At 67.5% G+C, this 26,241-nt stretch carries 22 protein-coding genes and 2 pseudogenes; 6 read left to right on the top strand and 18 right to left on the bottom strand.

Annotated features, from left to right (window positions below):
* Positions 1-53: 53 nt before the first annotated feature.
* From LK409_RS00980 to LK409_RS00970, 3 genes are read right to left on the bottom strand one after another with little or no spacing between them, the layout of a single operon-like run.
* On the bottom strand, positions 54-1,316 hold the full coding sequence (locus tag LK409_RS00980; RefSeq protein WP_003808014.1) for a CaiB/BaiF CoA transferase family protein: 1,263 nt from the start codon (positions 1,314-1,316) through the stop codon (positions 54-56).
* A gap of 57 nt (positions 1,317-1,373) precedes the next feature.
* Positions 1,374-2,153 (bottom strand): enoyl-CoA hydratase-related protein, encoded by a 780-nt coding sequence (locus LK409_RS00975; RefSeq protein WP_003808012.1) that lies wholly within the window; start codon positions 2,151-2,153, stop codon positions 1,374-1,376.
* Entirely contained in the window at positions 2,150-3,055 is a 906-nt protein-coding gene (locus tag LK409_RS00970; RefSeq protein ID WP_076879792.1) for a hydroxymethylglutaryl-CoA lyase, read from the bottom strand. Before LK409_RS00970 ends, LK409_RS00975 begins: the two co-directional genes overlap by 4 nt.
* Positions 3,056-3,330: 275 nt before the next feature.
* On the opposite strand from LK409_RS00970, the gene LK409_RS00965 reads away from it, so the two are divergent.
* A complete protein-coding gene (locus LK409_RS00965) occupies positions 3,331-4,017 on the top strand; it encodes a TetR/AcrR family transcriptional regulator (RefSeq protein ID WP_003808010.1) in 687 nt (228 codons plus the stop codon).
* Positions 4,018-4,096: 79 nt separating this feature from the next.
* Here LK409_RS00965 and LK409_RS00960 read toward each other — a convergent pair whose 3' ends face one another.
* Positions 4,097-4,858, bottom strand: a complete 762-nt coding sequence (locus LK409_RS00960) for a nitroreductase (protein WP_010927599.1) — start codon at positions 4,856-4,858, stop codon at positions 4,097-4,099.
* Positions 4,859-5,071: 213 nt separating this feature from the next.
* On the opposite strand from LK409_RS00960, the gene LK409_RS00955 reads away from it, so the two are divergent.
* Positions 5,072-5,878 carry an enoyl-CoA hydratase/isomerase family protein gene (locus LK409_RS00955; protein ID WP_041937102.1) on the top strand — a complete coding sequence of 269 codons (807 nt, stop codon included), beginning with the start codon at positions 5,072-5,074 and terminating at the stop codon, positions 5,876-5,878.
* Between the two features lie 41 nt (positions 5,879-5,919).
* Positions 5,920-7,341, top strand: a complete 1,422-nt coding sequence (locus LK409_RS00950; RefSeq protein WP_010927597.1) for an MmgE/PrpD family protein — start codon at positions 5,920-5,922, stop codon at positions 7,339-7,341.
* A gap of 52 nt (positions 7,342-7,393) precedes the next feature.
* Here LK409_RS00950 and LK409_RS00945 read toward each other — a convergent pair whose 3' ends face one another.
* From LK409_RS00945 to LK409_RS00930, 4 genes are all read right to left on the bottom strand, one after another.
* Positions 7,394-8,005, bottom strand: a complete 612-nt coding sequence (locus LK409_RS00945) for a TetR/AcrR family transcriptional regulator (RefSeq protein WP_003808006.1) — start codon at positions 8,003-8,005, stop codon at positions 7,394-7,396.
* 150 nt (positions 8,006-8,155) lie between these two features.
* The gene (locus tag LK409_RS00940; RefSeq protein ID WP_010925895.1) at positions 8,156-9,145 is read right to left on the bottom strand and encodes a tripartite tricarboxylate transporter substrate binding protein; all 990 of its coding nucleotides are present in this window, start codon (positions 9,143-9,145) and stop codon (positions 8,156-8,158) included.
* A gap of 62 nt (positions 9,146-9,207) precedes the next feature.
* Positions 9,208-10,179: a Bug family tripartite tricarboxylate transporter substrate binding protein gene (locus tag LK409_RS00935; protein WP_003808004.1), complete on the bottom strand. Its 972-nt coding sequence runs from the start codon at positions 10,177-10,179 to the stop codon at positions 9,208-9,210.
* A 225-nt stretch (positions 10,180-10,404) separates the two neighbouring features.
* Positions 10,405-11,829 (bottom strand): MmgE/PrpD family protein, encoded by a 1,425-nt coding sequence (locus LK409_RS00930; protein WP_010927596.1) that lies wholly within the window; start codon positions 11,827-11,829, stop codon positions 10,405-10,407.
* Between the two features lie 110 nt (positions 11,830-11,939).
* Between LK409_RS00930 and LK409_RS00925 the strand changes: the two genes are divergently transcribed.
* The gene (locus tag LK409_RS00925; RefSeq protein ID WP_010927595.1) at positions 11,940-12,896 is read left to right on the top strand and encodes a LysR substrate-binding domain-containing protein; all 957 of its coding nucleotides are present in this window, start codon (positions 11,940-11,942) and stop codon (positions 12,894-12,896) included.
* A gap of 111 nt (positions 12,897-13,007) precedes the next feature.
* Here LK409_RS00925 and LK409_RS00920 read toward each other — a convergent pair whose 3' ends face one another.
* The 4 genes and pseudogenes from LK409_RS00920 to LK409_RS00905 form a co-directional block, all read right to left on the bottom strand.
* Complete coding sequence (locus LK409_RS00920) at positions 13,008-13,856, bottom strand: FAS1-like dehydratase domain-containing protein (RefSeq protein ID WP_010927594.1); 849 nt, start codon at positions 13,854-13,856, stop codon at positions 13,008-13,010.
* Between the two features lie 63 nt (positions 13,857-13,919).
* Complete coding sequence (locus LK409_RS00915; RefSeq protein WP_003808000.1) at positions 13,920-14,858, bottom strand: electron transfer flavoprotein subunit alpha/FixB family protein; 939 nt, start codon at positions 14,856-14,858, stop codon at positions 13,920-13,922.
* A gap of 9 nt (positions 14,859-14,867) precedes the next feature.
* Positions 14,868-15,580 (bottom strand): annotated as a pseudogene (locus LK409_RS00910) (electron transfer flavoprotein subunit beta/FixA family protein).
* An 18-nt stretch (positions 15,581-15,598) separates the two neighbouring features.
* Positions 15,599-16,765, bottom strand: coding sequence for an acyl-CoA dehydrogenase family protein (locus LK409_RS00905; protein WP_010927593.1), 1,167 nt, complete (start codon positions 16,763-16,765; stop codon positions 15,599-15,601).
* Between the two features lie 112 nt (positions 16,766-16,877).
* Here LK409_RS00905 and LK409_RS00900 point away from each other — a divergent pair, with 112 nt between their 5' ends.
* Positions 16,878-17,807, top strand: a complete 930-nt coding sequence (locus LK409_RS00900) for a LysR family transcriptional regulator (protein ID WP_003807997.1) — start codon at positions 16,878-16,880, stop codon at positions 17,805-17,807.
* A gap of 23 nt (positions 17,808-17,830) precedes the next feature.
* Here the strand turns inward: LK409_RS00900 and LK409_RS00895 are convergent, their stop codons facing one another.
* The 6 genes from LK409_RS00895 to LK409_RS00870 all read right to left on the bottom strand — a co-directional run bounded on the left by LK409_RS00895 (position 17,831) and on the right by LK409_RS00870 (position 24,846).
* A complete protein-coding gene (locus tag LK409_RS00895) occupies positions 17,831-19,012 on the bottom strand; it encodes a CaiB/BaiF CoA transferase family protein (protein ID WP_010927592.1) in 1,182 nt (393 codons plus the stop codon).
* Positions 19,013-19,062: 50 nt separating this feature from the next.
* On the bottom strand, positions 19,063-19,914 hold the full coding sequence (locus LK409_RS00890; RefSeq protein ID WP_049788747.1) for an IclR family transcriptional regulator: 852 nt from the start codon (positions 19,912-19,914) through the stop codon (positions 19,063-19,065).
* 13 nt (positions 19,915-19,927) lie between these two features.
* Positions 19,928-21,877 (bottom strand): AMP-binding protein, encoded by a 1,950-nt coding sequence (locus LK409_RS00885; RefSeq protein ID WP_010927590.1) that lies wholly within the window; start codon positions 21,875-21,877, stop codon positions 19,928-19,930.
* A 9-nt stretch (positions 21,878-21,886) separates the two neighbouring features.
* Complete coding sequence (locus LK409_RS00880) at positions 21,887-23,092, bottom strand: acetyl-CoA C-acetyltransferase (RefSeq protein ID WP_010927589.1); 1,206 nt, start codon at positions 23,090-23,092, stop codon at positions 21,887-21,889.
* Between the two features lie 103 nt (positions 23,093-23,195).
* Positions 23,196-23,945: an SDR family NAD(P)-dependent oxidoreductase gene (locus tag LK409_RS00875; RefSeq protein ID WP_003807992.1), complete on the bottom strand. Its 750-nt coding sequence runs from the start codon at positions 23,943-23,945 to the stop codon at positions 23,196-23,198.
* A 25-nt stretch (positions 23,946-23,970) separates the two neighbouring features.
* Positions 23,971-24,846, bottom strand: coding sequence for a MaoC/PaaZ C-terminal domain-containing protein (locus LK409_RS00870; protein ID WP_010927588.1), 876 nt, complete (start codon positions 24,844-24,846; stop codon positions 23,971-23,973).
* 238 nt (positions 24,847-25,084) lie between these two features.
* Here LK409_RS00870 and LK409_RS00865 point away from each other — a divergent pair.
* Positions 25,085-26,232 (top strand): annotated as a pseudogene (locus LK409_RS00865) (acyl-CoA dehydrogenase family protein).
* Positions 26,233-26,241 lie beyond the last annotated feature (9 nt).

The raw sequence follows: 26,241 nt of genomic DNA, 5'->3' as shown, positions 1-26,241 counted from the left end.
ACCAGGTTCATGGGCGTACGGAACAGGCCGGCGTATTTGTCTCCTTGGTTGAATCAGATCACGCCTTTTTCTTCCAGCCGCCGGATCTCGGCGTCGGAAAGGCCCAATATGTCCGCGTACACCGATGCATTGGCCTGGCCGAGCGCCTGGGCCGGTACATCGAATTGCGCGTGGCATTCCGAGAAACCGATGGGCAGCCCCATGCCGCGCACCGTGCCGCCATCGGGGGTCTGCAAATCGGTGATGGCGCCGCTGCGGTGCAGGTCCGGATCGTCCAGCATCTCCAGCGGCGTGCGCACCCGCGCCGCCGGCACGCCGCGCTCCTGCACCAGGGCCTGCTCGACAAAGGCGACCGTCTTGTCCCGGGTCCACTCGGACACCAGCGCAGCGAGGTCGGCGGCATGGCGCATCCGCGTGCCGCGGTCGGCAAAGCGCGGGTCGCGCTGCAGGTCGGCCCGGCCCATGGCATCGAGCAGGCTGGCGAACCAGTCCGGGTGCACCGCCGCGATGGCGATGTGGCCGTCCACGCATTCGTAGGTCCCGAACGGCACCAGGCGCTCGTGGTTGTTGCCGGTGCGCATGCGGAAACCCGCCTGGGCCAGCACATCGAAATGCTCCTCGGCCACCCAGGACGACAGGCAATCGAGCATAGACACCTGGATCTTCTGCCCCTTGCCCGTCCTGCCCCGGTAGATCAGCGCCGCCAGGATGCCGTTGACCATGTACAGCGGCGCCAGCAGGTCCGCCACCGGCACCCCGCAGCGCATCGGCGGACCCGAGGCCTCGCCGGTCACCGCCATCAGGCCCGACAACGCCTGCACCAGGATGTCCATGCCTTTGAGGTTCTGGTACTTGCTGGGCTCGCCAAAGGCCTTGATCGACGCATAGATGATGCGATCGTTGATTTCCCGCACACGGGCATAGTCCACGCCCAGGCGCTCCGAGGCCCCTTCGCTCAGGTTCTCGATGAAGACATCGCTTTCGCGCAGCAGCCTGGCGAACAGCGCCCGCCCCTCCGGATCCTTGACGTTGAGCGTGATGCTCTTCTTGTTGCGGGCGCGGTTCAGCAATGTCAGCGACACATCGTCGCTGCCCTGCTGGCCGAAGTTGACCCCGCCCGGCCCCACGAACGGCGGATTGCTGCGGCCCAGGTCGCTGCCGCCCGGCGCCTCGACGCGGATGACCTCGGCGCCCAGACCGCCCAGCAGCATCGAGGCGTAGGGCCCGGCCAGCGCCACGGTCATGTCGAGGACGCGAATGCCTTCGAGCAGCCGATGAGATGAAATAGACATGAAATCAACCAGGTGCGTAAACAATCAATCGGCGGCGGGCCAGCCGGACGCCGGCATCGCCTTTCCGTCCACGTTCGGGCACTACCTGCCCAGCCATACCGGCTTCCTGCCTTCGGCGAACGCCCGCGGGCCTTCCTCGGCGTCCTCGCTTTCGTAGGCCGGACGATGGATGCGCCAGGCCATTTCCAGGCCGGCATCGCACCCCACGCTCATGGCGGCCAGGATGGACTGCTTGGCGCACGCCACGGAAAGCGGCGCGTTGTCGCGGATGGCGCGAGCCAGCGCCAGCGCCTTGGCCCGCACCGCGTCCGGCGTTTCGCCCAGGTCGTTGACGAAGCCCAGGTCGCGCAGGCGCTCGATGGGCATGAGGTTGCCGGTCAGCATCAATTCCATCAGCACCGGCTGCGGCAGCATCCATACCAGCGGCACGCCCCACGGCGAGCCGCGGCCCACCTTGCTTTCGGTGATGCCCGCCTTGGTGCCGGCCAGCCCCACCCGCAGATCGCAGTTCAGCGAAAGCATCATACCGCCCGCCATCAGGTGCCCGGTCATGGCGGCGACGATCGGCACTTTCACCCGGCGCATGCGCGCCTGGAACGGATCCTTGAACGACCGCACGACGTCCTCGCCCGTTTCCTCCCTGACGCGCGCGGCCTCCTTCAAGTCCATGCCGGCGCAGAAGGTGCCGCAATCCGCCGAGGTGAGAATGGCCACGCGGATGTCCGGACGGCTGTCGATGGTTTCCCAGGCCTCGTACAGCCGGCTGTTGACCTCGATGTTGATGGCGTTGCGCTGCGCCGGCCGGTTGATGGTCAGCGTGGCGATCCCGTCGTCCACCGAGAAAAGCAGCGCGTCGCTCATGCCGGCTCCCCCGCCTGGGCCTGGCGCAGGGCGGCGCGCTGGGCATCCAGCGAATCGCTGTGCATGACCTTGCCCGCCAGGGTACGCCCGATGATCTCCTCGGCCAGGCGCGATGCCCCGATGAGCCGGTCCAGGTCGATGCCCGTCTCGATGCCCAGCTCGTGGCACAGCTGCACCATGTCCTCGGTGCAGATATTGCCCGCGGCCTGCATATTGGCGTGATTGCAGAACGGGCAGCCGCCCAGGCCGCCGATGGAGCTGTCGAACAGATCCACCCCTTCCTGCAAGGCGGCATAGAAATTGGCCGCCCCCATGCCGCGCGTGTCGTGCAGGTGCAGGCCCACCCGCATCCCCGGCGCCCGTTCGCGCACGGCGTTGACGCGGCGCTTGATCTCCTCGGGGTTGCCCCAGCCCACGGTGTCGCCCAGGAAAATGCTGGGCAAGGGGCGCGACTGCTCCGCGCACAGGTCCCTGACGAAATCCACGATGTCCAGCACCGCCTGCAGCGGGACCTCGCCCTGCATCTGGCAGCCGAAGGCGGTCGCCACATAGACCGCCTCCAGCGGCAGATTCAGGCGGTCGTAGATCGCCAGCCACTCCAGCTGCCGCTGTTGCTGGTCCTTGGCGGAACAGCCATTGTTGGACCATGAGAACGCTTCCGACGCGTACAGCATCATCTTGCCGTCCAGGTCCACGCCGGCGGTGGCCGCCGCCTTCTCGATGCCCTTGGCGTTGAGCCACAGCGCCGTATGCCGCACGCCGGATTTTTTCTGAATGGCGCCAAACAGCTCGGCCGCGTCGGCCATGGCCGGCACCATCCTGGGGTTGACGAACGAGGCCACCTGGATTTTCTTCAGGCCCGTCGCGGTCAGCGCGTCCACCAGGGCGACCCTGCTGGCCAGCGGATACAGCGTCCTTTCGCTCTAGAAACCCTCGCGGGGCCCCTCTTCATGGAACTCGACAAACCTCGGATATGCCATTTCACCCTCCAATCTAACAATTATTCAATTAAAAAATAGACGGAATTCCATGCAAATAGCGATGGAACATATATTTTTCTTTTAAATTCAATCAATAACGCGATTAGAATCCATAAGCCGCAATGCCAAATGGCAATTATCGGCCGATCTATTTCAAACTATTATTCAGAAAAGAGATTTTGCTGTCAAGCTAGAATTTGCCCATGCCAGACACAACTTCATCGACAGAGCACATCGAGAGCCAGGCGTCGGAGAAAGGACGCTCCCGCGGCCAGCGCGGGGAAGGCAAGGCGTCGCCGGAGACGCGGGATCGCCTGCTGCGCGCCGCGGCGCATGTCTTCAGGCACAAGGGCTACGTGGCCGCCACGCTTGCCGAGATCGGGCAATTGGCGGACCTGCGCCCGGCCACCATCCTCTATCACTTCGCCAGCAAGGAAGCCCTGCTCGAAGAAGTGATGACGGTCGGCCTGGGAGCCCCGCAGCAGGAGGTGCAGCGGCGCCTGGCCAGCGCCCCCAGGGACGCGACGGCCGCCGACCGCCTCAGGATCGCCATCATCGGACACCTGTCCGCGCTGCTCATGCACAACGATTTCACGGCGGCCGGCGTGATCAACTTCCACCTGGCCCCGCCGGCGTTGCGCAAGCGGCACCACGAGAAGCGATCCGCGTACGGCGACGTATGGCGCGAACTGCTGCGCCAGGCGAAGGACGAGGGATACCTTGCCGGCGATGTCGACCTGACCGTGCTGCGGCTGTTCATGATCGGCGGCCTGAACTGGTCCCACGAGTGGTACGACCCCAAGGGCGGCCGGTCCATCGAAGCCATAGGCTCGGACATCGCGCGCATCGTGCTGGGCCAGACCGACACGCCGCTGCCCGCATGAGCCGGCGCCTTGCCCGCGCGAAAAAAAACCGCCCCGGTTGCGGGGCGGCGTGCACGCTCGGCCAGGCCGGGCGCAGGCGCTAATCCAGCCAGGCCGTGAACGACGCCGGATCAGCGCGATCCGGACGGAACGTGTTCACGGGCGCATCCACATCCGCGTGGCCCAGCGCCAGCGCGCACACCAGGCGCTCGCCTTGCGCGCCGATATGCGGCAAGACCACCGACGAGAAGCGATTCCAGGCCGCCTGCACGCAGGTATGCAGGCCTTCGGCCCGCGCCGCCAGCATCACGTTCTGCACGAACATGGCGGTATCCACCAGCGCGCCTTCGGCCAGTATCTCGTCGTTGGTGAAGAAAATCCCCACCGGCGCGCCAAAGAAATCGAAATTGCGCAGCAGTTGCTCGTTCATCCGGACCCGGTCGCCGCGGGCGATGTTCAGGACGCCGTACAAGCCGAAGCCGCAAGCGCACCGCCGTTCGATGTACGGCGACACCCACTCGACGGGGTAGTACTGGTACGGCTCGCGATAATTGTCCGCCAGCGCCGGATCCTGGCTCAGCGCATCCTGCGCGGCGCGCACCTTTTGCGACAGCGCGGCGCGGCTGGCGCCCTGCACCACGTACACCTTCCATGGCTGGTTGTTGGAGCCGGACGGCGCCCAGCTCGCGACCCGCAGGATACGCTCCAGCGTCTCGCGCTCGACCGGGTCGGCCAGGAACTCGCGGCAGCAGAAGCGGCTTTCGATGGCGGCATGCACGCTCTGCGGATCCGCCACGACCGTACGCACGGGCGGCGCCTGCAAGGAGGCGAGCATCAGGTTTTGAGGGGTTTCAGCATTCATCCTTGGGTCCGTTCTTCCTGGTTCGCTGCGTCGCCGAGGCACGCTGCGCCTCGAGCGAAACGAGCATACCATCGGCGCCCGGCCCGATGTACGGAACGCAAGCCCGCAGTCCCTTGCGCCTTCTTCGCGCGCGGACTCAAACTCGCCCCAGCCGGCCACGCCATGCGGCGTGGCGCAATCAATACGCATCAACGCTATGGAGCCGTATCGAACATGCGCTACGAAGACTTTGAATTCCTGCTGTGCGAACCCCAGGACGACGGCGTCATGCTGGTCACGCTCAACCGGCCCGACGCCATGAACGCCACCAACGACCGCATGCACTGGGAACTGACCCGGATCTGGGGCGTCGTCAACGACGACCCTGGCGTCAAGGCGGTCGTGGTCACCGGCGCCGGCGAGCGGGCGTTCTCGGCCGGCGGCGACCTGTCCGTCGTGGAGGCCATGTCCAACAGCCACGAAACCACCATGCGGGTCATGAAAGAGGCCTCCGACATCGTCTACAACATGCTGGCCTGCGACAAGCCGATCATTTCCGCGATCAACGGCACAGCCGTGGGCGCCGGCCTGGCCGTGGCCCTGCTGGCCGATGTGAGCGTCATGGCCGAGGATGCGAAGCTGACCGACGGGCACGCCCGGCTGGGCGTCTCGGCCGGAGACCATGCCGCCATCATCTGGCCGATTCTCTGCGGCATGTCCAAGGCGAAGTACTACCTGATGACCACGGACTTCGTCGACGGCAAGGAAGCCGAACGCATCGGGCTGGTGACGTTCTGCGCGCCACGCGCCGAGGTCCTGCCCAAGTCGCTCGCGATTGCCGCGAAGCTGGCGCGGGGCAGCCAGACAGCCATCCGCGCGACCAAGAAGTCGCTCAACAACTGGATGCGCACCGCCGGCCCCGCCTTCGACAATTCGCTGGCGCTGGAGATGCTGTGCTTCCTGGGCCCGGACGTCAAGGAAGGATTGGCCGCGCTGCGCGACAAGCGCGCGCCCGATTTTCCCTCGGCGCGCCTGCCCTGACCGTCAAGCCGCGCAAGCGACGCCCCCTTTCGAGAGACCGCATGAACGCGACCCCAAGCCCCTCCAACCCGCCCGGTAACTGCCCGCCGCTCGAACAGGCCGTGGTGCGCTTCATCCAGGACCTGAAGTACGAGCATATCGATGCCGCGGCGCTGGCCGGCGTGAACCGCCTGATGCGCGACCAGCTCGCGCTGCAGGTCGGCATCTCAGCCATGCCATGGTCCCGGCAATTGCTGGACTACGCCCTGACCCAGCAGCGTCCGGGCGCCAGCCGCGTCAGCGCCTCGACCCTGAAAATGAGCGCCGCCGACGCCGCTTTCGTCAATGGCTCGTACGGCCACGGCTTCGAGTACGACGACGCCCATGGCCCCAGCTACAGCCATCCGGGCAGCTGCGTCATCCCCGCCGCCCTGGCGATCGGCGAGGAGCTGGGCTCGTCGCTGCAGGACGTCATCACGGCAATGGTCGCCGGCTATGAGGTCTACACGCGCATCGGCCTGCTTGCCGCGCCCGACCTGCTGCGGCGCGGCTACCATCCCCACTGCACCCTGTCGAACTTCGGCGCCGCCGCCGTGGCGGCAAAACTGCGCGGCTTCGACGCCGAAACCACCCTCCACGCACTGGCGATCGCGCTCAGCCATACCTCGGGCACCACCGAATACTCTTCGACCGGCGGCTCCATCAAGCGCATCCACGCCGGCCTGGGCACCCGCAACGGCATGATGGCCGCCGACATGGCACGGGCCGGCATCACGGGACCGCGCGCCTTCCTGAGCGGCAACAAGGGATTCTTCAAGACCTTCCTGCAGCGCCTGGCGGGCGAGGCCCCGCAGCAGCGCTTCGCGCCGGGCGAACCCTTCCAGGTCGCGACCGTCTGGCTCAAGGCCTATTGCGCCTGCTACTGCACGCACGCCTACATCGACGCGCTGCGGCCCTACGCCGAGCGGCGCGGCGAGATCGCCGACATACACCTGAAGATCACGCCGCACTTCAACGTGGTCGTCGGCACCGCCAACGCCTGCGCCTACGCACCCACCAACATCGAACATGTCCAGTTCAGCCTGCCCATCCAGGCGGCGCTTGCCGTCCAGGGCCTGGGCAACGGCTACCGTATCCATCGCGACTACCTGGACGGCCGGGTGGACATGGCGCCGGTCATCGCCATGGCGCGCGGCATCCGCATCACCGAAGATCCCGGCCTCGAAACGCGCCATCCCGGCAAGTTCGTCGCCGACGTGACCGTTACCTTCCGCGACGGCAGCGCCGAGCACGTCTTCGTGGCGGACCCGATCGGCACGGACACGAATCCCATGCCCGAGCACGAGCAGGACGCCAAGTTCATGGAGCTGACCGCCGACGCCCTGGGCCAGGCGCGCGCGCGGGCGCTGCTGGCCGCGCTACGGAAGATGGATCCGGCGATGAAGGCCGCCGACCTGATGGCGCTGTGCGAACCCGCGCCATGACGCCGGGCCGGCGCCCGGCACGGCCCGCGGCCCGGGCCGCTTTGCGCGCCGCCTAGCCGCGCTGGCCCACGCCTTCGAAGAACAGGTCGCAAAGCTGCGCGGCGACCTTCTCCAGCGACCCCTTGCGCGGATTGAACCAGTATCGAATCGATTGCACGCTGCCCAATATGAACATGCGCGCCAGATGGAGGTCTACATCGCTGCGCAGCCGGCCTTCGGCGCGCAGGTCCTCGAGCAGGCCGGCCCATAGTTTCTGGTAGCTCTCGCGCCGCTTGCTCTGGCGTTCACGCACCTTTTCGGGCAGCTGTTCTATCAAGCTGCTGCTGGCCAGCGTGTACTCGCCATGCTTGACCATGCCGGCCATCTGCCCCAGCACGGCCGCGCGGAAGCGCTCTTCCGCCGTGGCGCCGTCGCCCAGGGCCTCGATCCGTTCCGTCATGTGCTGGATGATGGCAGTGGCACCAATCTCCATCACCTCGTCGACCAGGTCTTCCTTGGACGGGAAATGGTAGTAGATGCTGGCGGTTTCTATGCCGGCCTGCTGCGCAATGCTGCGCATCGTCGTTCCGGAATAGCCTTGGGCGCTGAAAATCCGCGCTGCGAGCCGCAGCAGATTCTCGCGCGTTTCGCCGGCGCCGTTGGAACTCGTCTGCCTTCTTGCCATTGCTCTGACTAGTGTAGGTAAGGTGCATAAATTCTAACACCTGGAAGGTAAAAAAACCCAGTGGCAAAGCGCTTTGGAAAGCCGCTCAGGCGTTCGCCGCGGCGCCGGCCGCAAGCCATTGCAAGCGCGGCGCGCCACGCGCCGCACCGCCTATTGCACCTGGATGCCCCCCTCCTTGACCAGCGTCGACCATTTGGCGATTTCCTTGCGGTTGAGCTCCAGCAGATCGGCGCCCGCAAGCTGCAGCGGCTCGTGGCCATACGTGGCCAAGGCCTCGACAAAACCCGGCGTTGCATAGGCAGCCTGCAGGATCTCGCGCATCTTCGCCACGGTCTGCGGCGGGGTCCTGGCGGGAAAATAAGCCGCGAACCAGGCGACGAACTCGTAGTTCGCCGCGCCTTGCTCGCGCAAGGTCGGCACCTGCGGCAAGGCCTTGGCGCGGGCGCTGCTGGTCACGGCGACCGGACGCATCTTGCCGGCCTGCCAGAACGCCCGCGCCGAGCCGATATCGATGAAGAAGACGTCGGCCTCGCCGGAAGCCACGGCCGTCAGGGCGCTGGCGGAAGTGCGGTAGGGAACATTGAGCATTTCGATGCCGGTCGTGCCTTCGAGCTGGGCGCAGGCAAGGCGCGTGGCCGTCGTGGCGCTGGCGCATGTGTACTTGCCCGGGCTGGCCCGGGCGGCGGCGATGAAGTCGCCGGCCGAGCCGAACCGCGTGCTCGCCCCCAGGTTCATGTACAACGGAGAGGTGCTGATGGCTTCCAGCGGAATATAGTCTTCCAGCGGGTTGTACGGCAGGTTCGGCAGCATGACAGGATTGATGGACTGGCTCGAACTGCTGGTAACCAGCATGGTGTAGCCGTCGGGCGGCGCGGCCATCAGCGCCTGCACGCCGATGATGGTCTCCGCGCCCGGCTTGTTCTCCACGACGACGTTGATGCCCGCCACCTCGCTCATCGCCTTGGCCTGGGCCCGGGCAAGCAGGTCGACGATGCTGCCCGCCCCTGACGGTACGATGATGCGGACCGGCCGCGCTTGATCGGGGTAATCCTGCGCTGCCGCCGCCCACGGCGGCAACAGCGCGAGCATCGCGCCCAGGGCACAGCGTACGAGTGCGCGCGAGCGCAAGTTGCGGTTCATTGCCAGTCTCCTTTTTTATGAAATCCGTCTCGCGATCGGGCGCACCGGACGCGCCGCCGGCGTCACGACCGCTTGATCAGCTCGGCCACCCGTTGCCAGCGCTTGTCTTCAGCGGGGATGCTGGCCTGGAATTCGCGGTACTCCATCAGATCGACATACATCGACTGGTTGGCGCAGAAGTCCTTGAACTCGGACGAACGCACGATCCTGGCAATCGCGTCCGACAACTGCACGACGATGGGATCGGGCGTCTGCGCCGGCGCGAACGCGGCCATCCACGACGACACCTCGAAACCCGGAATGCCGCTCTCCACCCCGGTCGGAACGTCCGGCAACGCATCCCAGCGGCGCGGACTGGTCACCAGGAGCGCGCGCAGCCGGCCGGCCTGTATCAGCGGCAGCACGCCGGCCGCCCCCTGGCAGGTAAACGCCACGATGCCCGCCGCGGTGTCCGTGACGGCCTGCGTATTGCCCTTGTACGGGATGTGCCTGGCGCGCGTGCCGGTCAGGTCGTTCATGATGGCGGTGCACAGGTGCGATGTGCTGCCCACGCCGCCCGAACCGTAGTCGATACCCTCCGGGTTGGCCTTCATGGCGGCAAGCAGATCGCCAAACGTCCTGTACGGCGAGTTGGCCGGCACGACCAACGCCAGCGCCGCGCTGCATGCGCGCGCCACGCCCTTGAAGTCCCGTACCGGATCGTAGGTGGCCGCGGCCTCGCCCGAATAGAGCGCCGAGAAGTGCGTGATGCCGGTCATGAGCAGGGTATGGCCATCGGCGGGCGCCTTGGCCACCGCCGCGCTGCCCAGCGCGCCGCCCGCGCCGGGCCGGTTCTCGACCACGACGGGCGCGCCGACCAGGCCGGCCAGTGGCGGCGCCAGGAAACGGGCCACGGTGTCGACCGTCGTCCCGCTCGAGGCGGCCACCAGGAGCCGGATCGGCTTGTCCGACAGTTGCCGGGCCAGTACGTGTTGCGACTGCAATGCCACGGGCAGCGCGGCCCAGGTCTTGAGGAAGTGGCGGCGTGTAAACATCAGTTGTCTCCGATGGGGCAGACTTGTCGCAGCGCGAGCGTCCGACTGGGTTCTGAAGCACGACTCGATTTCCGTGAATCGGCGCCGCACCGGACGCCGGCGACGGCAAACCGGCGCACGGTGTCACGGAGCATTCAATCCAATCGCGCCAGGACGCGTCAACGCAGGCGCCGCATTGTTCCGTACATCGACGGGGACGCAGCGGCGCCCCTGCCGCCCTTGCGTTCAGGCGCCCGGCGCCCCGGCCAGCAGCGGCGTCCAGCTCGCCACGCCGCGGCCATCGTCCAGCCGCATCACCGCCTCGACGATGGCCTCGGCGCCGTCGCGCGGCACCACGCCTTCGGCGTTGTGATGGAACTTGGCGATCAACTCGTCGGTGGACATCAGGTTGGCGGGATCCGGCGCGGGACTTCCCTTGGGATACAGGCGTTCGGCCACGAAACGCTGGCCGCGCGCCTCGACCTCGACCCGCGACGGACGCGCCGACGCGTGGGCAGACAGCTGTTGCAGGTAATCGGGATGGACTTCGTAGCGGACCTTCTCCATCAGGCCGAGCACGGACGGGCTGAATACATGCTTGGGGTCCTGCCAGTCGCGGCCGGGCTTGAGGCGATGGGCCGCGATGGCCATCCCGTGCGCGATGCTGAACTGCCCGTCGTGCACATGCTGGATGTCCCGCGTCTGCCAGGTGGGCTTCTGCACGAACCCTTCGACGAACAGGTGGATGCCGTCGATTTCCTCGGGCCGGAGATCGTGCCTTTCCACGATTTCGATCAGGCAATCCAGCGGGCCGTGCAGAATCCGGCAATGCGGATAGGGCTTGTACAGCTGCTCGGTGGTGAATCCCCAGTGCGCGCCGAGATCGCTGACTATCCGGTCCGTGTCCCAGCGCCGGGTGCCGATGAACTTCGCATAGCCGTTCTCGGCGTCGTCCAGCAGCTGCACATTGCCGCGATGCCCCAGCACCGGCATGTGGGCAGCCATCATCGCCGCCTGGATCAGCGCGGCGGCCATCTGGTACTTGATCGTGGTGCTGGGGGCATGATGAAAGAACGCCATCATGGACTGCACGGGAGAGATATAGCCGGCGATGCTCAAGGCATGCGCCAGCGTGGACGCCGATTGGCCCTGCAACATGGCGATGGCGGCGGTGGCGCCGAATATCGTGCTGTTGAAGCCGTACACCTTGGGCGTGTCGAGCTGCCCGTTGCGCGCATCGCGCAGATAGTCCATGGCCTTGCCGATACGCCACGACATCTCGTGGGACACCGCCACCGCGCGGATGAGGTCGCGGCTCGAGGCGTTCGCCAGCTCCGCCGTGGCAAGCGCGCCGGGCAGCACGTAGGGCGTGACGTGCCCCGGCGGCACGACCGCGTCCATGTCCAGTGCATTGATCAGCTCGCCGTTGGCCATGGCTGCGCCCAGCGCGGAGGCCTGGTGCGGCGTTCCGATGATCGTGGCGCCGCCGTTGCCCGCCATCGACCTGCTATATTCGACGCCGATGCGCCCCTTGGGATGGTCCACCGCGGCGAACGCGCAACCGATGGAGTCGAGTATCAACCGTTTCGATTCCTCCACAACGTGGGCCGGTATGTCCTCGAACGCCGTGTTGACGCTGAAGTCCGCCAACCTCTCGATAATCGTGCTCATGCTTGCCTTCCTCGGGTAATGGATGCCGCGCGCAGCGCCGCCCGGCTCTGCGGCCATTACATGCCCGAGGCGCATGACAGGAAAGCGCCTGGCGCTTATGGGGAACATAATTGACGCTTATGTCCGCACCTAGACCGAACAAGCCCGCCCGCCTGCATCGTGTCGACCCGAACCTGCTGGTGTCGCTGCTGGCCATTTTCGACACCGGCAACGTCTCCAGGGCGGCCGAAGCCCTGGGCATCACCCAACCCGCGGTCAGCCAGAACCTGCGCAAGCTGCGCGAACACTTCGGCGATCCGCTGTTCGTGCGGGGCGGGAACATCCTCCAGCCGACGCCGCTCATGCTCGGCATCCGTCCCGTGATCGCGCGCCTGATCCAGGACCTCGATACCTTGTCATGCCCCGCGGGCAGCTTCGACCCGGCGAACGCGGACCGCGAGTTCAGCCTGTGCATGTCCGACTCCGCGGAATTCGCGGTGATCCCCTTCGTCGCGGCGGAGTTCGGCCGGCGCGCGCCCGGGTGCCGCATCCGCGGCATGCGGATCCATCATTCGCAGTTGCTCGCCATGCTCGAAAAGGGCGAGGCCGACGTGGCGCTGGGCAGCCTGGCCGGCGCGGCGCCCTCGCTGCGCCAGCAGCGATTGACGGACCACGGCATGGTCTGCCTGGTCTCCGGCCAGGGCCGCTGGGCGGACACGCCGCCGACCCTGGACGATTATGCGCAGGGCCGGCACGTGGCCGTGCGGCGCGTATCGGACAATCTCGCCCCGGTCTCCGAGCGCCTGCGGCTCAACGGCATCGAGCGCAACATCATGATTACCGTCTCCAGCGATTTCGTCGCCGCGGCCACCGTGGTGCAGACGGACGCGCTGTGCACGGTGGCCAGGGCCGTCGCACGGCAACTGGCCGCCTTCCTGCCCGTGCGCATCCAGCCCCTGCCCTTCGACGTCGGAACGCTCGCCACCCGCATGATCTGGCATGAACGCTACCAGCATGACGCCAGCCATATCTGGCTGCGCAAGCTGGTCAGAACGGCCTACCGCAACTGGGATGCCGGCGGGCCCTGAACCGCGCCGGCCCCCGCATGCCCGCCTGGCAGCCGGGACCGCCGTCTTCCGGCGCCGCCCAGGGCTGCCCCATCGCGGCGCTCCTGCACGGCGCGCCGCGATGGGCGGGGCTCACTCGATTTCCGCGCTGGCCCGCATGGCCAATTGCCCCTGCGGGCCGCGCGCCCACAGCTGGGCGGTATTGCCCGCCACCTTGCCGTTGACCGAGAACGCCGCCGTGTCGAACAAGGGGCTGACCGCCTTGAACTCGAACCCGCGGACGGTCTTGCCGGGATGGTTGCGGCGCAGTTCCTCCATCAGCAGGGTGGCGATCAGCGGGCCATGCACCACCAGGCCCGGGTACCCTTCCTCCTGCATGGCGTAGGGGCGGTCGTAGTGAATGCGATGGCCATTGAATGTCAGGGCCGAAAAACGCATGAGCAGCACCGGATCGGGCGTGATGACCCGCGAATACTGTTCGTCCGCCGGGGCCGGCGTGGGCTGCGGCGCGGGCGCGCCCGCGGCGGGCGCGTCGCGGTACACGATGTCCTGCTCCTCGCGGATGGCCACGCCCGCGTCGTCGCCGATCTCGTGCAGCACCGTCACGAAAACGAGCTGGCCGCTGCGGCCCAGCTTGACCTGGACGTGCCTGATCGTGGACAGGCGCGTGACCGCCGCCCCCACGGCCAGCGGGCGCAGGAACCGCAGGCGGCCGCCGGCCCACATGCGGCGCGGCAAGGCAATGGGCGGCAGGAAGCCGCCGCGCCGGGGGTGGCCATCGGGGCCGATGCTGGACTGGCGCTCGCCCGGCAGGAAGTACAGCCAGTGCCACAGCGGCGGCAGGTGCGCCGGCAGCGCCGACGCATGCTCGTCGTCCAGCGTGCCGCGCAGCAGGCGGATCGGCGTCGGGCCGATCTGGTCCGCGCTCGTTTCGGTGCGGCCGATCCAGGCGTCGTAGGATGGCGGATTATCTGGGTGCATGCCAACTCGCTCAAAAAAAACCGGCCGCGCATGCGCGCGACCGGCGATTGCGACCGTCGCGCCTCAGAGGGCGCCGATCAGCTCCGGAACCGCCTGGAACAGGTCCGCCTCCAGGCCGTAGTCCGCCACCGCGAAGATGGGGGCCTCGGCATCCTTGTTGATCGCCACGATGACCTTGGAGTCCTTCATGCCCGCCAGGTGCTGGATGGCCCCGGAAATGCCCACCGCGATATACAGCTGCGGCGCCACGATCTTGCCGGTCTGGCCGACCTGCAGGTCGTTGGCCGCATAGCCGGCGTCCACGGCCGCGCGGCTCGCGCCGATCGCCGCGCCCAGCTTGTCGGCCAGCGGGGTGATCACGTCGGCGAACTTCTCGGCCGAACCCAGCGCCCGGCCGCCCGAGACGATGATCTTGGCGGCCGTCAGTTCGGGACGGTCGCTCTTGGTGACTTCGCGGCCCACGAAGCGGCTCTTGCCCCCATCGGGAACCGCCGCCGCCGTCTCCACGGCGGCCGAGCCGCCGGTCGGCGCCGCGGCGTCGAAACCGGTGGTGCGCACCGTCACGACCTTGACGGCATCGGCGCTTTGCACGGTGGCGATGGCATTGCCCGCGTAAATGGGGCGCTCGAACGTATCGGCGCCGACAACCCTGGTGATGTCGCTGATCTGGGCCACGTCCAGGCGGGCCGCCACGCGCGGCGCCACGTTCTTGCCGCTGGCGGTGGCGGGAAACAGGATGTGGCTGTAGTTGCCGTCCGCCTGCGCGGCCAGCACCTGGGCGGCCAGGCTCTCGGCCAGCCCGTCCTTGAGGCTCGCGCCATCGGCATGGACGACCTTGGCCACCCCCGCGATCTGCGCCGCGGCCTGCGCCGCGCCGGCGGCGTTGTCGCCGGCCACCAGCACGTGCACATCGGCGCCGCACGCCAGGGCGGCCGTGACGGTATTCAGGGTGGCCGGCTTGATCGAAGCGTGGTCGTGTTCTGCAATAACGAGTACGGTCATTTCTCTCACCTATCCTTGGATCACTTTTGCTTCGTTCTTCAGCTTTTCCACCAGGGCGGCGACATCGGGCACCTTCACGCCGGCGGCGCGACGTCCACACCCAGGTCCTCCGGCTTGATCGTGTCGAGCGGCTTCTTCTTGGCCTTCATGATGTTGGGCAAGGTGACATAGCGCGGCTCGTTCAGGCGCAGATCGGTGGTGATGACGGCCGGCGTGTCCAGCGACAGGGTTTCCAGCCCGCCGTCGACCTCGCGCGTCACGCTGACCTTGTCGCCGGCGAGCTCGACCTTGGACGCGAAGGTCGCCTGCGGCAGATCGGCCAGGGCGGCCAGCATCTGGCCCGTCTGGTTGGCGTCGTCGTCGATCGCCTGCTTGCCCAGGATGACCAGGCCGGGCTGTTCCCGATCCACCAGGGCCTTGAGCAGCTTGGCCACCGCCAGCGGCTGCAGCTCGGCCGCCGTCTCGACCAGGATGGCCCGGTCGGCGCCGATGGCCAGGGCCGTGCGCAAGGTTTCCTGGCACTGCGCCACCCCGCACGACACCGCGATCACCTCGCTGGCCGCGCCCTTTTCCTTCAGCCGCACGGCTTCCTCGACGGCGATTTCGTCGAAGGGGTTCATGCTCATCTTGACGTTGGCGATGTCCACGCCCGTGTTGTCCGACTTCACGCGGACCTTCACGTTGTAGTCCACCACGCGCTTGACGGGAACGAGAATCTTCATGAGGGCCATCCTTCGGAATCAGTAGGAACGGGGCAGCTGCAGCACATGCTCGGCCACATACCCCAGGATCATGTTGGTGGAAATCGGCGCCACCTGGTAGAGACGGGTCTCGCGGAATTTCCACTCCACGTCGTATTCGCAGGCGAAGCCGAAGCCGCCATGCGTCTGCAGGCAGGCATTGGCGGCTTCCCAGCTGGCCTTGGCCGCCAGGTACTTGGCCATGTTCGCCTCCACCCCGGCGTTCTGGCGCGCGTCGATCTTGCTGCACGCCTGCCAGCGCATCAGGTTGGCGGCTTCCAGCTCGATGAAGCATTCGGCCAGGGGAAACTGGATGCCCTGGTTCTGGCCGATCGGCCGGCCGAATACCTTGCGCTCGTTGGCGTAGTCGCGCGCCTTCTCCAGGAACCAGTAACCGTCGCCGATGCACTCGGCGGCAATCAGCGTGCGTTCGGCGTTCAGGCCTTCGAAAATCACCTTCAGGCCCTTGCCCTCGGCGCCCAGCAAGGCGTCCTCGGGTAGCTCGAGGTTGTCGAAGAACAGCTCGTTGGTCTCGTGGTTGACCATGTTGAGGATGGGACGCACGGTCAGGCCGTTGCCGATGGCCTTGTCCAGCTCGACGATGAAGCACGACAGGCCGTCGCTGCGCTTCTGCACCTGCTCCACGGGCGTGGTGCGCGCCAGCAGGATCAGCAGATCGCTATGCTGCACGCGGCTGATCCAGACCTTCTGGCCGTTGATCACCCACCGGCCGTCCTTCTTCACGGCGGTGGTCTTCAGCTTGGTGGTGTCGCTGCCGGTGGTCGGCTCGGTCACCCCCATGGACTGCACGCGCAGCTCGCCCGAGGCGATCCTGGGCAGGTATTTGCGCTTCTGCTCCTCGGTGCCGCTGAACACGATGGTGTTCATCACGTACATCTGGCCATGGCAGGCGCCCGAGTTGCCGCCGCTGCGGTTGATCTCCTCCATGATGACCGAGGCCTCGGCCATCGAAAGCCCCGGGCCGTCGTATTCCTGGGGAATCAGCGCGGCCAGCCAACCGGCCCTGGTCAGGGCATTGACGAACTCCTCGGGATAGCCGCGCTTCTCGTCGACCTGCCGGTGGTACTCGGGAGGAAACTGCTTGCACAGGCTACGCACCGCATCGCGGATTTCCTGATACTGGTCGGGGGCAGAAAGTGCGCTCACGGTAGGTGTCTCCAGAGAATAGTGAGATTTGCAATAACAATAGTATTATTTGATCGATCTTAAAAAAATAGAATTTCCTGATCGAAGCATCAATTTTTTGCATTGGAAGGCCATGGACATCAAGCAATTGCGCGCGTTCGTCACCGTGGCGGAAACCGGCAACGTCACCCGCGCCTCCGGCCTGCTCAACCTGGTGCAACCCGCCGTCTCGCGCCAGTTGCGCCTGCTGGAACAGGACCTGGGAACCGAGCTGTTCGACCGCGGCCGCCACGGCATGCGGCTGACGCCCAACGGCAAGACCATGCTGGAATACGCGCGCCGCATCCTCGGCGAGGTGGCGCGCGCCAAGGCCGAGATCCAGCCCACCGAGGGGCCGGTGGCCGGCATCGTCAGCATAGGCCTGCTGGCCAGCACGTCGGACCTGCTTGCCACGCGGATCGCCGCCGAAGTGGCGCAGCGCTATCCGCAGATCCGCCTGCGGCTGACGATAGGCTACGCGGGCCACTTGCGGGAATGGCTGGAGGCCGGCGACCTGGACGCGGCCCTGCTGTATGGAAAAAAAGACATCCCGGCCCTGCACGTCAAGGCGCTGCTGGAGGAAAACCTCTGGGTCGTGGCGCCGCCATCGGCCAGGCTGACGCGCACGCGCGCGCAATCGCTCGAACGCATCAGCCGCCACCCCTTCATCCTGCCCGCCGCCCCCCAGGGGCTGCGCGCCGTCATCGAGCACGCGGCCGCCGAGGCCGGCGTAACGCTGCAGATCTTTGCCGAAACCAACGCGCTGAGCGTCCAGAAGGACCTGGTGACGCAGGGCCATGGCTGGAGCATACTGCCCGCGGCCAGCGTCGCGCCCGACGTGGAAAGCGGCCGGCTCAGCGCGGCGCCGCTGGCCGGCGGCGGGCTGAAGCGGACCATCGTGCTCGGCGCGGCCAGCAGCCGCCAGGCCACCGCGCCGGTGCGCTGCGTGGTCGGCGTGCTGATCGATTGCGTCAAGGCCACGCTCGATGAACGGCGCTGGCCGGACGCCCGCTGGCTGGGTTAGGCGCATCGCGATGCCCGTGGCGGCTATATGACCCGCCGCTGCCGCAGATCGGCGATGGCGCGCGCGTCGACGCCCAGCTCGGCCAGTATCGCCTCGGTATGCTCGCCGTTGAGCGGCGCGCGCCGATGGATCTCGGGCGGCGTGCGCGACAGCGAAACCGGGGTGCTGAAAATGGGCACCTTCCCGGGCGCGCCGGGGTAGTCCATCCACTGGATGAGGTTGGCCGCCCTGACCGTCTCGTCCTCCAGCGCCTGGCGCGGCGAATTGACCCGCCCGGCCGGAATGCGCGCCTTCTCCAGCTGCGCGAGCGCCTCGTCCAGGGTCTTGTCCCCGCACCAGTCGCTCATGATGGCGCTCAGCACCTCGCCATGCTCGCCGCGCAGCCTGTCGTCGGCGAACCGCGCGTCCTCGAACAATTCGGGGCGCTCCACCAGCCGTGTCCTGCGCTTGAACATGGCCTGGCCGATGACCTGGGTAATGAACCAGCCGTCGCGGGCCTTGAAGATATCGGATGGCGCATAGCCGGAGGCCCGGTTGAGCGTGGCCTGGCGGTCCAGGCCCAGCAGGGCCTCCTCGATCAGCGCGCCGCTGGCCATGTTCAGGCCCGTGCACAGCAGCGATGCGCTGACTTCCTGGCCCTTGCCGCTGCGCTTGCGCTCGTACAGGGCCAGCATGGTGCCCAGCGCGCAGGCGAACGAGGTGGCGAAGTCCACCACCGGCACCATGGCCTTCTGCGGCTGATCCGGCGTGCCGGCCATGTACACGGCCCCGCTCAGCGCCTGCCCCACGCCGTCGAAGCCCACCCGGTCGCGCACCGCCTCGGCGTCGCCGAACGCGTTGGAAGCCACCAGGATGATCCCCGGGTTGACGCCGCTGAGCGTTGCATAGTCCAGCCCCAGGCTTTTCAGCGTGCGCGGCGGCATGTTGGCGATGACCACATCGGCGCCGGCCACCAGCTTGCGCACGATCTCGCGTCCCTGCGGGCTGTCCAGGTCCAGCGTCATCGAGCGCTTGTTGCGGTTGAGCTGCAGGAACATGGCGCCCTCGCCGCCTTCGGTGACGGGCACGATGTAGCGGTCCTCGCCGCCCTCGACGCGGTCTATCCTGATGACGTCGGCGCCATAGTCGGCCAGCAGGGCCGCGCAATAGGGGCCGGCGATGAAGCGGCCAAAATCAAGCACCTTGATGCCTTCGAGTACCTTCATGAACTGTTTCTCGTTTTCCGTGAGTCCGGCGCGTGCGCGCCGCACAGGGCTCAATGCCCGATGACGTTGAATTCGGTTTGCAGGGCTTCCCGCATCGCGAGCAGGCGCGGCCCGAGTTCGCGCGCCACGCGCGCCCGGGTCATGGTCTGGCTCGTGCCGATGCAAGCCAGTACGAATGGGGAGCTCCCTTCGAGCAGCACCGGCGTGGCCAGGGCCCCCAGTTCGGGGTTCCATTCGCCGATGGACGTGCAATACCCGGTTTCGCCGACCTGCGCCATGCCTTCCCAGACGCGCCGCCGCAGGCGGCTCCAGTCGCGCGCCATGCGCCGCTCCACGTTGTCCAGCAGATAGCAGCGCTCCAGCTCGGGCAGGGCAGCCAGCATCGACCAGCCCATCGGAGACTGCGCGATGCCGACCCGCATGCCCACGTGCAGCGGCAGCGCCACCGGACACTCCAGGCTGCGCCGGCACTCGAGCACGACCAGGTCCAGCCGGTCGCGCGCGGCCAGGCACACATGGACCTTGTGCTGCCGCGCGAAGGCCGCCATGCGCTCGCCGGCCAGGCCCTGGATGGCCGAGTGCGCAATGGCGGCATAGCCCAGGCCCAGCACCGCCGGCGCGAGCCGGTACTTGCGCTCGGCCCCGTCATGCAGCAGGTAGCCCAGATGCACCAGCGACTGGGCGATACGCGACACCGTGGAAGGCGGCAATCCCGTGCGCTGCGCGAGCTGGCCATTGCCCAGCCAACGCTCCTGCGGCGAGAACGCCGAGATCAGCACCAGCGCGCGGACCAGCGGCGTCACCACCGTCAGGCCCGGCTCGGGCCGCAGCCAGGCGGACATGTTGAGCAGCGCGGGCTGCACAACGCCGGGCTTGCGGGCGGCGGGGGGACCGGAGCTCATCGCCAGCGCGGCGTCAGGCCGCGGCCGCACGCACTTCGTCGAGCGCGGCCGGGTTGTCCAACGAAGAAAGATCGCCCGGCGGCTGTCCGCAGTACACGCTGCGGATGACGCGCCGCATGATCTTGGAACTGCGCGTCTTGGGCAACTGGCTCACCACGTGCACCCGGCCGGGCCGGAACGGACGGCCCAGGCGCTTGTCCACGTGGCCGATCACGGCGGCCTGCAGCGCGTCGTCCGGGACGCTGACGCCGGGCCTGGGCACGACGAAGACCACCAGCTTCTGGCCCTTGGCGGCGTCGGCCACCCCGATGGCGGCCGCCTCGGCCACGTCATGCAGTTCCAGGACGACCTCCTCCACCTCGGCCGGACCCAGGCGCTTACCCGCGACTTTCAGCGTGTCGTCCGAGCGCCCCATCATGAAGAAATAGCCTTCGGGGGTGCGCAGGGCCAGGTCGCCATGCACCCAGATGCCGGGGATGGCCTGCCAGTAGGTTTCGAGATAGCGCGCGTCGTCGTGCCAGAACGACTGGGTCATGCCCACGAAAGGCGCGCGCACCGCCAGCTCGCCGACCTCGCCGGTCACGCTGTGGCCGTCGGGATCGACGACGTCGACGGCCACGCCCGGCGAAATGGTATTGAAGCCGCTGGGCGGGATCGGGCGGATCGGCACGCTCGAAAGCAGCGCGCCCGACACCTCGGTGCCTCCGGTGTAATTGACCAGCGGCGCCGAGCCGTCGCCGAAGCGCTGCTGGAACCAGATGAAATGCTCGGGCGCGATACCCTCGCCCGCCGTGATCAGCACGCGCACCGTGGCGCGATCGCCCGCCAGCGCCAGCGTCTCGTTGCTGGCCATGCCGCGGATCAGCGTGGGCGCCGAGCCGAAGTGCGTCACCTTGTGGCGCTCCACCACCCGGGACATGCGCGACCAGTCGGAATAGTCCGGCGCGCCGTCATAGCACACCAGCGTGGCGCCGCGCAGCAATGCGCAGCCGAGCACCAGCGTTCCGGCGATCCAGCCCATGTCGGCCGGCCAGCAATACACGTCGCCGGGATGGACGTCGAAATGGACCAGCGAATCGTGCGCGATCTTGATCGGGAAGCTGCCGTGCGGGTGCACGACGCCCTTGGGCTTGCCGGTGGTGCCCGAGGTGTAGATCACCATGAAGGGCGTATCGGGCGTCACCGACACGGGATCCTGGCCCTGGCCCTGCGCGGCCGTGGCGATCTGCTGCCAGTCCAGGTCCCGCTGGTCCTGGGCGCTTTCGCCGTCGGCGCGCTTCCAGACCACGTTCTTGAGCAACGGCAGCTGGCGCCATGCGTCGCGCAGCGCGCCCTGCACGTCCACGCGCTTGGTACGGCGCTGGAAGCCGGTGGACGCGATCACCATGCGCGCCTCGGCGGCCGACAGGCGGGCCACGATCGCATCGACGCCGAAACCGCTGAACAGCGGCACGACCAGGGCGCCCAGGTGCACGATGGCAAGCAGGGACACCGTGGCATCGACGCCGTTTTCCATCAGCAGGCCGATGCGGTCGCCCGGCCTGGCGCCGTGCCGCGCCAGGCCGGCCGCGAATTCACGCACGCGGGTCTCGAGTTCCTGGTAGGTCAGCGAACCGACGCTGCCGTCCTCGCGCTCGCCGATCACGGCGGTCTGCCCCGCGGTGGCCGGGTTCCTGGCCCAGGCGTAGATGGTATTGACCCAGTTCAGCCTGCCGCCGGGAAACCAGCTGGGAAACTGCGGCCCGCGCGCCAGGTCCACATAGCCCGTGGGCGGCTCGTCCCACGCGATCGCGCACTCGCGCATCACGGTGTTCCAGTAGCGCTCGGGCTCCTCCACCGACACCCGCATGAGGTCGTCGTACGTAGCGACGCCCAGGGTACGTATCAGGTGCGCGATGCCGGAATCCTGCAGTTCGCGCTGGCCCGGCTGCCAGACATGGGAAGAATCGTTGGTATGCATCATCTTGTCTTCTCAGGCGCGCTCGACAATCATGGCTATGCCCTGGCCACCGCCTATGCACATGGTCTCCAGGCCGTAGCGGGCCTTGCGCCGCTGCATTTCGTGCAACAGCGTGGTCATGATGCGCACGCCCGTCGCGCCGACGGGGTGGCCCAGCGAAATGCCCGAGCCGTTGACGTTGAGCCGGTCCTCCAGCGCGTCCATCGAACTTCCCCAGCCCTTGACGCAGGCCAGCGCCTGGCAGGCGAACGCCTCGTTCAGCTCGATCAGGTCCATCTGGTCGAAGCCCAGGCCGGTGCGCGCCAGCACCTTGCTCACGGCCGGCACCGGGCCGATGCCCATGCGCGCCGGGTCGCAGCCGGCCGCGGCCCAGCCGACCAGCCAGCCCATGGGTTCGAGGCCGAGCTCCTCCAGCCTGTCCTCGGCGACGATCAGGCACGCCGCCGCGGCGTCGTTCTGCTGGCAGGCGTTGCCGGCGGTGACCACGCCCTCTTTCATGATGGTGCGCAGCCTGCCCAGGCTCTCGGCGCTGGTCTCGCCGCGCACGCCTTCATCCTGGCCGACCAGCAGGGGCTCGCCCTTGCGTTGCGCAACCGAGATAGGAACGATCTCCGCATCGAAGTGGCCCGCCGCCTGCGCCGCGGCCGCCCGCTGGTGGCTGCGCGCGGCGAAGAGGTCGGCCTGCTCGCGGCTGATGCCGTACTCGCGCGCCAGCGTCTCGGCCGTCTCGATCATGCCGCTGATGCGGCCAAAGCGGCTCTCGGGCTGCGAGCGCTCGCGCCCCCGGTCCAGCCGGTCGTGCAGCGTGACCGAGCCGGCGCGCTTGCCCCAGCGCATATCGGTCGTGTAGTGCTCGACGTTGCTCATGCTCTCGACGCCGCCGGCCATGACCACATCGGCCGCGCCGGTCTGCACCATCATGGCCGCCGTGGCCACGGTCTGCACGCCGCCGCCGCAGCGGCGGTCCAGCTGCATGCCGGCCACTTCGATCGGAAATCCCGCCTGCAGGGCCACCCAGCGCCCGGTGCAAGGCGTCTCGCCGCTGGCGTAGCTCTGGGCGAACACCACGTCGTCGATGCGTGCCGGGTCCAGGCCCGTACGCTGCACGATGGCGCGCGCCACGGCGGCGCCCAGCTCTTCCACGGGAACCGCCTTCAATGCCCCGCCGAATGCCCCCACGGGCGTGCGCAGCGGAGAAACTATGGCTGCTCGTCTCATTTCAAACACCTATGCATATTGATGGAAAACCAGGTGCTGACGCTTGTCCGGAAAACGCCACACATTATTACCTTCTATCCCCGCCCGCGCGGCAAGGACGCGATCAACCGTAGCGTCCGCCCGTCACGTGCAGCACTTCGCCGCTGATGAAGCCGGCGCGCTCGCTGGCCAGGAAGGCCACCGCGTCGGCGATGTCATCGGGCTTGCCCACGCGCTTGATCGGCTGGGCCGCCACGGCCTGTTCCTTGATGGTCTCGTAGGTCGACAAGGCCTGGACCATCTCGGTTTCCATGAAGCCGGGGGCCACGCAATTGCAGGTAATGCCGTAGCGCCCCTCTTCCTTGGACAGCGCCTTGGCCAGGCCGATCAGGCCGGCCTTGGCGGCCGAGTAATTGGCCTGGGTCGGATTGCCCAGGTGGGCGCGGGAGCTTATGTTGATGACGCGGCCCCAGCCCTGCTCGATGAAATGCGGCATCACCGCCTTGGCCGCCAGGAAGGCGCCCTTGAGCATGACCGCCATCACGAAGTCCCAGTCGTCCTCGCTCATCTTCACGAGATACTTGTCGCGCGGCGCGCCGGCGTTGTTCACCAGGATATGCACGCCGCCGAAATGCGCCACCGTCTCCTCGACCAGGCGCTGCACGTCGGCGGCCTTGGTCACATCCCCGATGATGCAATGGGCGGCCAGGCCGTCGTCCTGCATGCGCCGGGCCGTCTCCTGCGCCAGTTCGGCGTTGATGTCGGTGATGACGACCTTGGCGCCTTCCTCGGCCAATCGCCGCGCCGTGGCGGCGCCCAGGCCGCGTGCCGAACCCGTAACAATGGCTACTTTGCCAGTCAGACCCAGATCCATTTTCTCTCCTGTTGAAATCGTTCGTTCAGCGCAGGTCGACCCGCGAGTTGTTCAGCACCACCACATCGCGCTCGACCGCGGTGGTGCGCAGCGATACCGTTTTGCCGTTGACCCACATCTCGGTGCGCAGCGTATCGCCGGGCCAGGCCGGCGCCGTGAACCGCACGCGCATGCCCTGAAAGCGCGTGTCGTCATAGTCCAGCACCGTGCGCAGCACGGCGTGGGCGGCCACCCCCATCAGGGCCATGCCGTGCAGGATGGGGCGCGCGAAGCCCGCCGCGGCGGCCACCGCCGGGTCGGCATGCAACGGATTGAGGTCCGCGCTCAGGCGGTAGATCAGCGCCAGCTGCGCCGGCGTCGCCAGCTCGCAGACATGATCGGGCGCGCCCTCCGGCATGGCATGGGCGGCCGGCGGCGCGCCCGCGCTGCCGCCCTCCCCGAAGCCCCCGTCGCCGCGCAGCAGGCTCAGCTGCACCACGGAGGCCAGCAGCTGGCCGGTCGCCGCATCGGTGATGTCGCGCGTCTGCTGCAGGAAGGCGCCTTTGCCCGGCCCTTTGTCCCACAGCCCGGTGATGCGCGTCGCGCCCGTGACGCGCCCGCTGGCCGGCAGCGGCGCGTGGATATGGATTTCCTGCTCCGCGTGCAGCAGCTTCTGCCAGGTGATCCCGGTATCGCTCTCGCGGGCCCAGAACCCGGGATAGGCCAGGATGTTGGCCATGGTGGGCATGGCGCGCAGCGACTTGCCATCCTGCCCTTCGTAGACATAGCGCAGCTGGCCGCCGTCCATGGGATCGGCGCCCAGCCCCAGGCCCAGGGCGTAGAGGGCGGTGTCGCGCAGCGAATAGGCATGCTCGATGACCGGGAAAGAACGGGCAAGCAGATGGCGAGGATCGATGGACATGGCAGGCAGGTAGGCTAGGAACTGCCGCATACGATGAAAGCGGCGCCGGTTCCGGTCAACCACTATCCGCACTTTGTTCCGTACATTGGCAAAGGCTCGCAGGGACATCCCCCGGGTCCGCCCATGCAGGGGTCGCCAATTCAATTCCATCTTTCGGAACAATCATGGCAAAGCGCTTGATCCACGCCGGCGCCGGGCGCAGCATCGGCGCATCACTTTCCTTTTCCCACGACCCGACATGATCCGCGACCAAGAAACGCTCAATGGCCTGCTCGACACCATCTCCCGCTTCGTGCGCGAACGCCTGATTCCCAACGAGGAACTCGTGGCCGAAACCGACGAAATCCCCGCAGACATCGTCGCCGACATGAAGGCCATGGGCCTGTTCGGCCTGACCATCCCCGAGCGGTTCGGCGGGCTCGACCTCACCATGAAAGAGGAAGTGCTGGTCGTGTTCGAGCTGTGCCGCGCCTCGCGGCCTTCCGCTCGCTGCTGGGCACCACGGTCGGGATCGGCTCGCAGGGCATTCTGTTCGATGGTACGCCCGAGCAGCAGGAAAAATACCTGCCTCGCCTGGCCACCGGCGAAATCATGGCGTCGTTCGCGCTGACCGAGCCCGAGGCGGGCTCCGACGCGGCGTCCCTGCGCACCACGGCCATCAAGGACGGCGACGCCTACGTCGTCAACGGCACCAAGCGCTTCATCACCAACGCCCCGCATGCCGGCATGTTCACGCTCATGGCGCGCACCAACCCGGCCGACAAGGGCGCGGCCGGGGTATCGGCCTTCATCGTCGACGCGGGCACGCCGGGCATCAGCTTCGGCAAGCGCGACAGAAAGATGGGGCAAAAGGGCGCGCATACCTGCGACGTCATCTTCGAGAACGTGCGCGTGCCCGCCGCCAACCTGATCGGCCTGAAGGAAGGCCAGGGGTTCAAGACGGCCATGAAGGTGCTGGAAAAGGGCCGGATCCACATCGCGGCCGTGTGCGTGGCCGTGGCCGAACGCATGCTGGACATGGCGCTGCGCTATGCGGCCGAACGCAAGCAGTTCGGCCAGCCCATCGGCACCTTCCAGCTGGTGCAGGCCATGCTGGCCGACAGCAAGGCCGAGATCTACGCGGCCCGCAGCATGGTGCTGGACGCCGCCCGCCGCCGCGACGACAAGCTGCCCAACTCGACCGAGGCCTCGTGCGCCAAGATGTTCGCCTCCGAGATGTGCGGCCGCGTGGCCGACCGCGCCGTACAGATCTTCGGCGGCGCGGGGTACATGAGCGAATACGCCATCGAACGCTTCTATCGCGACGTGCGCCTGTTCCGCATCTACGAAGGCACCACGCAGATCCAGCAGACCGTGATCGCGCGCAACATGCTGCGCGAGCTGTAAGCCCCGAGC

The organism is Bordetella parapertussis, assembly GCF_020735925.1.
GTDB classification, from domain to species: Bacteria; Pseudomonadota; Gammaproteobacteria; order Burkholderiales; family Burkholderiaceae_B; genus Bordetella; species Bordetella pertussis.
Note: the sequence above shows the minus strand (reverse complement) of the source record. Positions and strands in the feature narration are given on the sequence as shown.

Excerpts from the sequence above, each read along its gene's own strand:
- LK409_RS00895 (WP_010927592.1), bottom strand. The coding sequence starts at position 19,012 with ATGAAGGTACTCGAAGGCATCAAGGTGCTTGATTTTGGCCGCTTCATC.
- LK409_RS00885 (WP_010927590.1), bottom strand. The coding sequence starts at position 21,877 with ATGATGCATACCAACGATTCTTCCCATGTCTGGCAGCCGGGCCAGCGC.
- LK409_RS00920 (WP_010927594.1), bottom strand. The coding sequence starts at position 13,856 with ATGCACCCAGATAATCCGCCATCCTACGACGCCTGGATCGGCCGCACC.
- LK409_RS00945 (WP_003808006.1), bottom strand. The coding sequence starts at position 8,005 with ATGGCAAGAAGGCAGACGAGTTCCAACGGCGCCGGCGAAACGCGCGAG.
- LK409_RS00880 (WP_010927589.1), bottom strand. The coding sequence starts at position 23,092 with ATGAGACGAGCAGCCATAGTTTCTCCGCTGCGCACGCCCGTGGGGGCA.
- LK409_RS00960 (WP_010927599.1), bottom strand. The coding sequence starts at position 4,858 with ATGAATGCTGAAACCCCTCAAAACCTGATGCTCGCCTCCTTGCAGGCG.
- LK409_RS00935 (WP_003808004.1), bottom strand. The coding sequence starts at position 10,179 with ATGTTTACACGCCGCCACTTCCTCAAGACCTGGGCCGCGCTGCCCGTG.
- LK409_RS00870 (WP_010927588.1), bottom strand. The coding sequence starts at position 24,846 with ATGTCCATCGATCCTCGCCATCTGCTTGCCCGTTCTTTCCCGGTCATC.
- LK409_RS00950 (WP_010927597.1), top strand. The coding sequence starts at position 5,920 with ATGAACGCGACCCCAAGCCCCTCCAACCCGCCCGGTAACTGCCCGCCG.
- LK409_RS00955 (WP_041937102.1), top strand. The coding sequence starts at position 5,072 with ATGCGCTACGAAGACTTTGAATTCCTGCTGTGCGAACCCCAGGACGAC.
- LK409_RS00975 (WP_003808012.1), bottom strand. The coding sequence starts at position 2,153 with ATGAGCGACGCGCTGCTTTTCTCGGTGGACGACGGGATCGCCACGCTG.
- LK409_RS00890 (WP_049788747.1), bottom strand. The coding sequence starts at position 19,914 with ATGAGCTCCGGTCCCCCCGCCGCCCGCAAGCCCGGCGTTGTGCAGCCC.
- LK409_RS00940 (WP_010925895.1), bottom strand. The coding sequence starts at position 9,145 with ATGAACCGCAACTTGCGCTCGCGCGCACTCGTACGCTGTGCCCTGGGC.
- LK409_RS00900 (WP_003807997.1), top strand. The coding sequence starts at position 16,878 with ATGGACATCAAGCAATTGCGCGCGTTCGTCACCGTGGCGGAAACCGGC.
- LK409_RS00915 (WP_003808000.1), bottom strand. The coding sequence starts at position 14,858 with ATGACCGTACTCGTTATTGCAGAACACGACCACGCTTCGATCAAGCCG.
- LK409_RS00930 (WP_010927596.1), bottom strand. The coding sequence starts at position 11,829 with ATGAGCACGATTATCGAGAGGTTGGCGGACTTCAGCGTCAACACGGCG.
- LK409_RS00875 (WP_003807992.1), bottom strand. The coding sequence starts at position 23,945 with ATGGATCTGGGTCTGACTGGCAAAGTAGCCATTGTTACGGGTTCGGCA.